Source organism: Brevibacterium casei CIP 102111, from assembly GCF_900169275.1.
In the GTDB taxonomy this organism is placed as follows: Bacteria; Actinomycetota; Actinomycetes; order Actinomycetales; family Brevibacteriaceae; genus Brevibacterium; species Brevibacterium casei.
Genome location: NZ_FXZC01000019.1, coordinates 1 through 1,328, shown reverse-complemented (window position 1 = coordinate 1,328; position 1,328 = coordinate 1). Strand labels below are relative to the sequence as shown.

At 60.5% G+C, this 1,328-nt stretch carries 2 protein-coding genes and 1 other annotated feature; both genes read left to right on the top strand.

All coding sequences use genetic code 11. From position 1 onward, the window contains the following. The first annotated feature begins 60 nt into the window (after positions 1-60). Positions 61-366 carry a transposase gene (locus BC102111_RS18255; RefSeq protein WP_009381361.1) on the top strand — a complete coding sequence of 102 codons (306 nt, stop codon included), beginning with the start codon at positions 61-63 and terminating at the stop codon, positions 364-366. Continuing rightward, positions 327-455, top strand: a sequence feature (AL1L pseudoknot). (Overlaps the previous gene by 40 nt.) Next, positions 363-1,286: an IS3 family transposase gene (locus tag BC102111_RS17465; protein ID WP_009381362.1), complete on the top strand. Its 924-nt coding sequence runs from the start codon at positions 363-365 to the stop codon at positions 1,284-1,286. Its footprint overlaps the feature before it by 93 nt. Before BC102111_RS18255 ends, BC102111_RS17465 begins: the two co-directional genes overlap by 4 nt. Positions 1,287-1,328: the final 42 nt, after the last annotated feature.

The following is a 1,328-nucleotide window of genomic DNA, read 5'->3' as shown; positions in this document are numbered from 1 at the left end:
TGAATCGCCCCGGGGATAATAGAGGCAGGGAGATTGGAAGAAGGAGATTCTCTCTTGCCAGTGAAATACACCGACGAACTCAAGGCTCGCGCCGTCGAACTCGTCATTCATGCTCAGGCCGATCCGGAGACGGCGAACGGGGCAATCACCCGTGTCGCCGGCGAGCTCGGTCTGAGCAAAGAGACCCTGCGAGTCTGGGTCCGTAAGCACAAAGACTCCGGCAAGGCCACACCGACTGAGTCAGTCGATTTGGAAGCGGAGAACCGTCGGCTGCGGGCGGAGTTGGCTGAAGCGAAGCGGGCCAACGAGATCTTGAAGAGAGCGTCGGCTTTCTTCGCGGCGGAGCTCGACCGCCCATCGAAGTGATTGTCGTCTTCATCGACGACAATCGTCACGAGTTCGGAGTCGAGCCAATCGTACGCGCCCTGTCCGGGACTGCGGCACGGATTGCTGTGAGCTCGTATTACGCGTTCAAGAAACGCGAACCATCGGCCAGGGCCCGCCGAGACCAGGCGCTGATGGTCGTCATCCAGGATGTCTATGAGGCGAACTACTCGTGTTACGGGGTGCGGAAGATGTGGAAGGCGATCAACCGCGAGTACGCGGATCAGTTCGGCCCGGTGGCCCGCTGCACGGTGGAGCGGTTGATGCGCCAGTTAGGCATCGACGGTATTCGACGCAGGAGGAAGCGCCCGAAGACGGCTTCGGCTAGGGCTGAGGAGTGTCCGGATGATCTTGTCGAGCGTGAGTTCGCAGCACCGGCACCCAATTGTCTATGGGTCGCGGACATCACCTATGTTCCGACGACTGCTGGGTGGGTATACACGACGTTCATCCTCGATGTCTTCCACAGGGAGATCGTCGGCTGGCAGGTGACGAACCACATGCGGGAGTCCCTGGCCAGGGACGCTCTGACGATGGCTCTCGCTGCGAAATATCGGGCCGGTGAAGACGTTTCCGGGCTGGTGCACCACTCGGATCGCGGGGTGCAATTCCGATCGATTCGCTATGGCGAGACCCTGGCGGAATCCGAGGTCGTGGCGTCGGTGGGGTCGCGTGGGGATTCGTACGACAACGCCATGGCCGAGGCGCTGAACTCGGTCTACAAGGCCGAACTCATCGACCGGAAGGGGTGGTCGGGGTTGATCGAGGTGATGGCGGAGACGTCGAAGTGGGTGGCTTGGTACAACCAGTCCAGGTTGCATTCAGCGATTAACTACCGACCGCCCGTCGAGGTCCATTCCGAATGGATCAACCAGTCCGGGACAGAACCCGCGGCTGCTTAGGAAACCAAGAATAGGAGCCTCTACGAAACCCGGGGCTTGACA